The sequence below is a fragment of the Burkholderia sp. Se-20373 genome (assembly GCF_017104705.1).
Taxonomy (GTDB): domain Bacteria; phylum Pseudomonadota; class Gammaproteobacteria; order Burkholderiales; family Burkholderiaceae; genus Burkholderia.
In genome coordinates this window covers 23,185-30,357 of sequence record NZ_JAAGPH010000101.1, presented here as the reverse complement: position 1 = coordinate 30,357, position 7,173 = coordinate 23,185, and the positions used below count along the sequence as shown (strand labels likewise).

7 protein-coding genes are annotated in these 7,173 nt (G+C 66.9%); 3 read left to right on the top strand and 4 right to left on the bottom strand.

Annotation, left to right across the window (positions count from 1 at the left end; all coding sequences use genetic code 11):
* Nucleotides 1-133 precede the first annotated feature (133 nt).
* The 3 genes from G3N96_RS26995 to G3N96_RS26985 all read right to left on the bottom strand — a co-directional run bounded on the left by G3N96_RS26995 (nucleotide 134) and on the right by G3N96_RS26985 (nucleotide 3,507).
* Nucleotides 134-640: a hypothetical protein gene (locus tag G3N96_RS26995; RefSeq protein WP_206139080.1), complete on the bottom strand. Its 507-nt coding sequence runs from the start codon at nucleotides 638-640 to the stop codon at nucleotides 134-136.
* Nucleotides 641-710: 70 nt separating this feature from the next.
* Nucleotides 711-1,538, bottom strand: a complete 828-nt coding sequence (locus G3N96_RS26990; protein WP_039360322.1) for a ferritin-like domain-containing protein — start codon at nucleotides 1,536-1,538, stop codon at nucleotides 711-713.
* A 328-nt stretch (nucleotides 1,539-1,866) separates the two neighbouring features.
* A complete protein-coding gene (locus G3N96_RS26985; RefSeq protein ID WP_206139079.1) occupies nucleotides 1,867-3,507 on the bottom strand; it encodes a gamma-glutamyltransferase family protein in 1,641 nt (546 codons plus the stop codon).
* Nucleotides 3,508-3,730: 223 nt separating this feature from the next.
* Here G3N96_RS26985 and G3N96_RS26980 point away from each other — a divergent pair, with 223 nt between their 5' ends.
* Together G3N96_RS26980 and G3N96_RS26975 are read left to right on the top strand one after the other, a co-directional pair.
* Nucleotides 3,731-4,510 (top strand): DeoR/GlpR family DNA-binding transcription regulator, encoded by a 780-nt coding sequence (locus G3N96_RS26980; protein ID WP_006493999.1) that lies wholly within the window; start codon nucleotides 3,731-3,733, stop codon nucleotides 4,508-4,510.
* A 303-nt stretch (nucleotides 4,511-4,813) separates the two neighbouring features.
* On the top strand, nucleotides 4,814-5,011 hold the full coding sequence (locus G3N96_RS26975) for a hypothetical protein (protein ID WP_011353109.1): 198 nt from the start codon (nucleotides 4,814-4,816) through the stop codon (nucleotides 5,009-5,011).
* Nucleotides 5,012-5,102: 91 nt separating this feature from the next.
* Here G3N96_RS26975 and G3N96_RS26970 read toward each other — a convergent pair whose 3' ends face one another.
* On the bottom strand, nucleotides 5,103-5,471 hold the full coding sequence (locus tag G3N96_RS26970; RefSeq protein WP_206139078.1) for a hypothetical protein: 369 nt from the start codon (nucleotides 5,469-5,471) through the stop codon (nucleotides 5,103-5,105).
* A 162-nt stretch (nucleotides 5,472-5,633) separates the two neighbouring features.
* On the opposite strand from G3N96_RS26970, the gene glpD reads away from it, so the two are divergent.
* A complete protein-coding gene (gene glpD, locus G3N96_RS26965; protein ID WP_206139077.1) occupies nucleotides 5,634-7,157 on the top strand; it encodes a glycerol-3-phosphate dehydrogenase in 1,524 nt (507 codons plus the stop codon).
* Nucleotides 7,158-7,173: the final 16 nt, after the last annotated feature.

Sequence of the window (7,173 nt, the reverse complement as noted above, 5' to 3'; positions counted from 1 at the left end):
CGCGCACGCAAGGGCAAGGCGGTACCGGCGGCAACAGCGGACGTCCGGCCGGTGGCGGCAACAGCGCGCGCCCGGCGAACGGCAATGCCGCGCACGCGAACCGCAACCGCTCGTCGCGCAGCGGCCAGCGCGGTCACTGAAGCCGTGCGGCTGCGCGCCGCAGGTGCTCGACCTGGCGTTGCCAGCGCGCGAGCACCTCGGCGCGCGCCCCTTCCAGCGTGAACGTGACACCTGTCGCGAGACGCGCATAGCCGACCCGCTGCGCATCGCCATGCGCGATCGTCGCAGCGAATCCGGCCAGTCCGCCGAAATCTCCTTCGAGCGGCGCCATCCTCAATTGGGCCTGAAAGAACGCGCCGTCCGCGACCAGCGTCAACGCGGCCGACCGCCGTTGCGCGATCGCGCGCGCCGCACGCGATTGCGGCCAGAGCGCCAGCAGCAGCGTGCGTGCATCGTGTGCATAGATTTCGCCGACACCGAGCAGCGTCGTGCGCAACTGGCCATCGTCGGTCGCGACGATCAGCGAGGCGGCGAGGTCGGCATGACGCTCGAGCGCGGTACCGTCGAACAACGAGACGACGGCCGGCGGCCACGCATCGAATGTCCATTGTTCGAGCGCGTGGCGATGGATATCGGTCATGATGACGTGGCCCCGGTGGATAAGCGGATGAAAAGCCGCGGCATACGCGCGTCGGGCCGCGCCGCGACGGTCAGCGCAGGAACACGTGCCGCGTGATCTTCGTGAGCGGATAGTGGACGCCCGGCTGGATCTTCGCGGGCAGGTCGAGCGGCTTGAGCAGCATCTTCACGCACATGTCGGCCGACAGGTTGCGCCGCACGAGCGTGCTGATGCGCGCGGCGCGTTCGCGGTTGTACTGGCTGTCGCCGACACGATCCGGATAGCGCACCGCGAACACGTGGCGCAGCGCGATCTCCGAATCCTCGTTCTTGATTTCCATCACGCGGCGCGCCAGCGCGCCGAGCACCGCAAGGCGGCCATTGCCTTCGACCTGGTTGTACTTCTTGAAGAACTTGAAGAAGTGCTTGTAGTGGCGCACTTCGTCGGTGCGGATGTTGTCGGTGATTTCCTTCAGCACGGGCTCGTCCGAGCACTCGTTGATCGCGCGATAGAGCGTGGCCGTGCCCGTCTCGACGACGCAGCGCGCGACCATCTCGAGCGCGCGGGTCTTCTCGAACGCCTCGACCTTGCAGGTCTGCGAATACTCGGCGAAGAAGTTCGCGAACGCGGTATCCCAGTCGAACTCCGGCCACACGTGCGCGATGTACGCCTTCAGCGCGCGCCCGTGCTGCAATTCTTCGTGCTCCCATGCATTGTTGAGCCATGCGGAGACTTCCGGATCGTCGTTGAAGAACTGGCTCAGATTGCTCGTGTAGAGATCCGAGCCGCTTTCGATGAACGACGACGCGCACAACAGCAGCAACAGATCCTCGTTCGCGGCGGCACGTTGACGATCGATCCGGTTCAGGTCGATGTCCTCGATTCGCCACGGCATCACATGCGTCGTTTTGGTGTCCATGGTGGTGCGCTCCCAGTCGTCGCGCGGGGGCCGGCCCATGCCTTCGGCACAGGCGCCGGCCATCCCGCAGGCGGCGTTTTACTTGCGTTTATAGTGGATTGGTCCGGCCGAACCATGCTGGCATCTTAGCCGGACTTTGATGTTCATGCTTCAAAGCACTGACCATACCCGGCAAGCGCAGTTCCACGGCGTCTGTTGCCGTTCGTTAGACGAGTCCTTCAAACCGCTTGCGCCCGCGCGGTGACACGGCTTGCCGCAAACGAAACGGGCGGCCATTCCGGCCGCCCGCGAAGCACACGACATGCCGGCGAAAGCCGCCGGCAATCCATCAGAAACCGGCCGCCAGACCGTCGCGCCGGCTGTCGCTCGCGGCCACGTAGCCCCGTTCGCGATTGTCGCGATCGAGACGCCAGATGAACTGCCCCGAGCCGAAATCCATGTAAGGATCGTCGATCGACTTGATCGTATGGCCGCGTGCGGCCAGCGCATCGACGGTCGCGCGATTCATCGTCGCCTCGACGTCGAGCGTGAAGTCGCGGTTGACCTTCCAGCGCGGCGCATCACAGGCCGCCTGCGGTTGCTGCCCGTAGCCGAGCATCCGCACGACGGTCTGCAGATGCCCTTGCGGCTGCATGTCGCCGCCCATCACGCCGAAGCTCATCACGGCCTCGGTCCGGCCTTCGACCTCCTCGGTGACGAACGCCGGGATGATCGTGTGGAACGGCCGCTTGCCGCCCGCGACGACGTTCGGCGAAGCCGGATCCATCGAGAAACCGTGCCCGCGGTTCTGCAGCGCGATGCCGGTGCCGGGCACGACGAGCCCCGAGCCGAAGCCCATGTAGTTCGACTGAATGAAGCTCACCATCATCCCGCGCTCGTCGGCCGCCGACAGGTAGACCGTGCCGCCCGAATGCGGCCGGCCGGCGGCGAAGTGCGTCGCGCGCGCGGGGTCGATCAGCTTCGCGCGTTCGGCGAGATACGCATCGTCGAGCATCTGCTCGGGCGTGACTTCCATCGCGCGCGGATCGGCGACGTAGCGATAGATGTCCGCGAACGCGAGCTTCATCGCCTCGATCTGCAGATGCTGCGAGTCGACCGAATCGACTGGCCACTCGGTCACGCCCGCGTGCTCGGCGATCCCGAGCGCGATCAGCGCGGCGATGCCCTGCCCGTTCGGCGGAATCTCGTGGATCGTGTGACGGCCGAAGCGCTTGCCGATCGGCTCGACCCATTCGGGCCGGTAAGCCTGCAGGTCGGCTGCGGTCAGCGCGCCCCCGCCTTCGCGGGAGAACGCGGCGATGCGCTCGGCGAGCGCGCCCTCGTAGAACGCGCGCGCACCGTCCTTCTGCAGCGTGCGCAACGTCCGCGCATGACCGGGCAGGCACATGCGCTCGCCTACCTGCGGTGCGCGGCCATGCGGCATGAAGGTGTCCGCGAAACCCGGCAACCCCTTGAGTTCCGGCACCGCGGCCGCCCACTTGTGCGCGACGATCGGCGGCACCGCATAGCCGCGCTCCGCGATCTCGATCGCCGGTTCGAGCAGGTCCGCGAACGGCAGCGAACCGAACTTCGCGTGCAGCGCTTCCCAGCCCGCGATCACGCCGGGCACGGTGACGGTGTCCCAGCCGCGCGTCGGCTTGTTCGCGATGCCGTTGCCCGCCTCGCCGTGGCGCTCGCGGAAATAGTCGACGTTCCATGCGGCCGGCGCGACGCCCGACGCGTTCAGCCCGGACAGCCGCTCGCCGTCCCACACGAGCGCGAACGCGTCGCCGCCGAGCCCGCACGACACGGGCTCGACGACCGTAAGCGCGGCCGCGGCGGCCAGCGCCGCGTCGACCGCGTTGCCGCCCTTCCACAGCATCCGCAGCCCCGCATGCGCGGCGAGCGGGTGCGACGTCGACACGACGTTGCGCGCGAACACCGGGATGCGGGTCGTCGGATACGGGTTGTGCCAGTTGAAGCCAGTCATCGGTTCCACCTCGTCGAAAGCTGAATGATCGCGCCGGACGCGCCCCCCGCGTGCGCGGGCAATCCGCCATTGCAGCGCGATCGGCACAATCGCACAAATTCATTTGTGAAATGAATCCATGCAATTTCCGCATGAATATCCAGCAACCCTGCGGGCCAGGCCGGCCTAACACCGTTGCCGCCCTTACAATACCCGCTCCGTCTCACGACACGACCATCGAGCCATGACCCGAGATCCCCGCCTCACCCTCAACGCGCGCCAGCAGGAATTGCTCGAATGGGTGCAGCGCGACGGCTTCGTGACCGTCGACGATCTCGCCGCGCACTTCGCGGTGACGCCGCAGACGATCCGCCGCGACGTGAACTGGCTGGCCGACCTGAACCTGCTGCGCCGCTACCACGGCGGCGCGAGCCTGCCGACCAGCTCGGAGAACGTGTCGTACACCGCGCGCCAGCGGATGTTCCACGACGAGAAGCGGCGCATCGCGGCGCTCGCGGCGTCGCACATTCCCGACCAGGCCTCGCTGTTCATCAACCTCGGCACGACCACCGAGGAAGTCGCGCGCGCGCTGAACCGCCACCACGGGCTGCACGTGATCACGAACAACCTGAACGTCGCGTCGATGATGAGCGGCTACCCCGACTGCGAGGTGCTGATCACGGGCGGCATCGTGCGGCCGTGGGACAAGGGGATCGTCGGCGAACTCGCGATCGACTTCATCCGCCAGTTCAAGGTCGACTACGCGATCATCGGCACGTCGGCGATCGAGGCCGACGGCACGCTGCGCGACTTCGACACGCGCGAGGTGCGCGTGGCCGAGGCGATCATGCAGCATGCGCGCACCGTCTATCTCGTGACCGACCATTCGAAGGTCGGCCGTCCCGCGCTGGTGCGCCAGGGCCACCTGAGCCAGGTGCACGCGCTCTTTACCGACAAGCCGCTGCCGCCCGAGATGGCCGACACCGTCGCGGCCGCCGGCACCCAGGTGTACGTCGCCGAGTGACGGTTCCGATGCTGCACCGCACCCGAAACTTCAAGTGAAATCAAGAAGTTGGCGTCGCGAGCAAACCGCTTGCGCGCAGCCCCGCTGTCAAAGGGAAAATTAACGGGGCCCGATTTGTCGTTGGCTGCGCGCTCGACTAGACTCCAGTTCCCCGGCCCATTTCGACCGTTCCGCCTGTGCCAGGGCGCGGACGAATGGCATGGCCGGCGAATACAGCTTTCCCCCCAAGCCATACCCCGCTGGGTATCGCGCGTCGGCCCGTGCGCCGGCCGCGCGGGCTGACTGGTCGCCATGGAGAGAACGATGCTGAGTCCGCATGAATTCGCCACGCTATTGCTTGTGAAGGACGCTCCCGATCAAACCCACATGGATCGGGACGAAATCGACGCACTGCTCGAACAGCAGCTGGTTCGTCTGGAAGGACTCGGTTCGGGGCGCAAATACTGCGTAACCGAAACCGGCGACGCCGCGCTGCGATCCATCAAGTACCGCTATTCGTAAAACCACACCTTTCCTGACCTGACCGCGCCGCCCGAATGTCGGGCCGCGCGGCCATTTCCGCTTCCTTCCCACCGCCCCGCCGCAGCCTGCTTCAGCCGCCGCGCAGCGTCGGATCGACCGCCGCCCGCCAGCTGATGGCCTGCGCGCGCGCACCGTTGAAATACGCGATCCAGCCGGCACGCGCCGCCGCGTCCGGCGCCGCATAGTGCGTCGAAAGTTCGTTTACGAACGCACAATAGTTCGCATCGGTCAGCCCGCGATACCGTTTCGCCACGTACGCGTCATACAGCGTCGAGTAGACGGGCTGCGCGTCCGCGCCCCAGTCCCGCGCCGTGCCGCCGCATGACGTCTGCAGGTCGGCGAACGACGGCGTGCGCCAGTTGCCGGCGAGCGGCGGCATCCCGGCAGTGCACCCCGCCAGAAGGACGGCAGACACGCCGGCCCACATCCCAATACGCATGATTCACCTCGTGAAACGGTCGATTCCGCCAGTATCGTCCGGGATCGCGCCGCGCGCTACTGGCCCCGCTTTTTCGAACTTTACTTTTTCGATTTCGTTCGTTAAATTTCGAATTCGAACATTTCCTGTTCACCCATTTCCCTCAGACGATAAGGACAGCAGGTGACCCAACCGAATCGCTACGATCTGCTCGTCGTCGGCGGCGGCATCAACGGCGCGGGCATCGCGCGCGATGCGGCCGGCCGCGGCCTGTCGGTCATGCTCTGCGAGCAGGACGATCTCGCGTCGCACACGTCGTCGTCCAGCACGAAGCTGATTCACGGCGGCCTGCGCTACCTCGAGTACAACGAGTTCGGGCTCGTGCGCAAGGCGCTGCAGGAGCGCGAGACGCTGCTGCGCGCGGCGCCGCACATCATGTGGCCGCTGCGCTTCGTGATGCCGCACATGCCGAACCTGCGTCCGGCCTGGCTGATCCGCATCGGCCTGTTCCTTTACGATCACCTCGCGAAACGCGAACTGCTGCCCGGCTCGCGCGGCATCGACATGCGCCGCCATGCGGCCGGCGCGCCGCTGATCGACTCGATCAAGCGCGGCTTCGTCTATTCGGACGGCTGGGTCGACGACGCGCGCCTCGTCGTGCTGAACGCAATGGATGCAAAGGAGCGCGGCGCCCAGATCCTGACGCGCACGAAGCTGGTGTCCGCCGAACGCCGCGGCGACGAATGGGAAGCGCGACTGCAGCACGCCGACGGTTCGATCCGCGTCGTGCATGCACGTGCGATCGCGAACGCGGCCGGCCCGTGGGTCGGCGAAGTGCTGAAAGGCGCGCTCGGCCGCGGCGCGCACCACAGCGTGCGGCTCGTGAAGGGCAGCCACATCATCACGCGCCGCCTGTTCGATCACGACCACGCATACATCTTCCAGAACCCGGACAAGCGGATCATCTTCGCGATTCCGTACGAACACGATTTCACGCTGATCGGCACGACCGACGTCGAATACACGAACGATCCCGCGAAGGTCGCGATCGATCGCGACGAGACGCAGTACCTGTGCGACTCGATCAACCGCTACTTCAAGCGCAAGATCTCGCCGGCCGACGTGCACTGGACCTACTCGGGCGTGCGCCCGCTGCTGGAAGACGAGAACGCCGCGAACGCATCGGCCGTCACGCGCGACTACCGCCTCGAGCTGGACGACGGTGCGGGCGCCCCGCTGCTGTCGGTGTTCGGCGGCAAGATCACGACGTTCCGCAAGCTCGCGGAAGAAGCCGGCGACATGCTGTGCCGCGTGCTCGGCCGCGACGCGAAGACCTGGACGGCCGGCGTCGCGCTGCCGGGCGGCGACATCGCGAACGCGAAGTTCGACGCATTCGCCGATACGTTCGCCAAACGCCATGCGTGGCTGCCCGCCGCGCTCGCCCGCCGCTATGCGCGTGCCTACGGCACGCGCGCGGAGCGCGTGATCGACGGCGCGAAGTCGCTCGCCGATCTCGGCACCGAAATCGCACCGGGCCTCTACGACGCCGAACTGCGCTACCTGCGCGACGCCGAATGGGCGACCTGCGCGCAGGACGTGCTGTGGCGCCGCTCGAAGCTCGGCCTGCACGTCGCGCCCGGCACGCTCGACGCGGTGACCGCCGCGGTCGACGCGTGGTTCGCCGCCGCGCACGCGCCGCACGCCTGATCGGAATGCAGTTGCA

What these genes read in the sequence shown, in the direction of transcription:
- G3N96_RS26985 (WP_206139079.1), bottom strand. Translation starts at nt 3,507, where the DNA reads ATGACTGGCTTCAACTGGCACAACCCGTATCCGACGACCCGCATCCCG.
- G3N96_RS26995 (WP_206139080.1), bottom strand. Translation starts at nt 640, where the DNA reads ATGACCGATATCCATCGCCACGCGCTCGAACAATGGACATTCGATGCG.
- G3N96_RS26970 (WP_206139078.1), bottom strand. Translation starts at nt 5,471, where the DNA reads ATGCGTATTGGGATGTGGGCCGGCGTGTCTGCCGTCCTTCTGGCGGGG.
- G3N96_RS26980 (WP_006493999.1), top strand. Translation starts at nt 3,731, where the DNA reads ATGACCCGAGATCCCCGCCTCACCCTCAACGCGCGCCAGCAGGAATTG.
- G3N96_RS26990 (WP_039360322.1), bottom strand. Translation starts at nt 1,538, where the DNA reads ATGGACACCAAAACGACGCATGTGATGCCGTGGCGAATCGAGGACATC.
- G3N96_RS26975 (WP_011353109.1), top strand. Translation starts at nt 4,814, where the DNA reads ATGCTGAGTCCGCATGAATTCGCCACGCTATTGCTTGTGAAGGACGCT.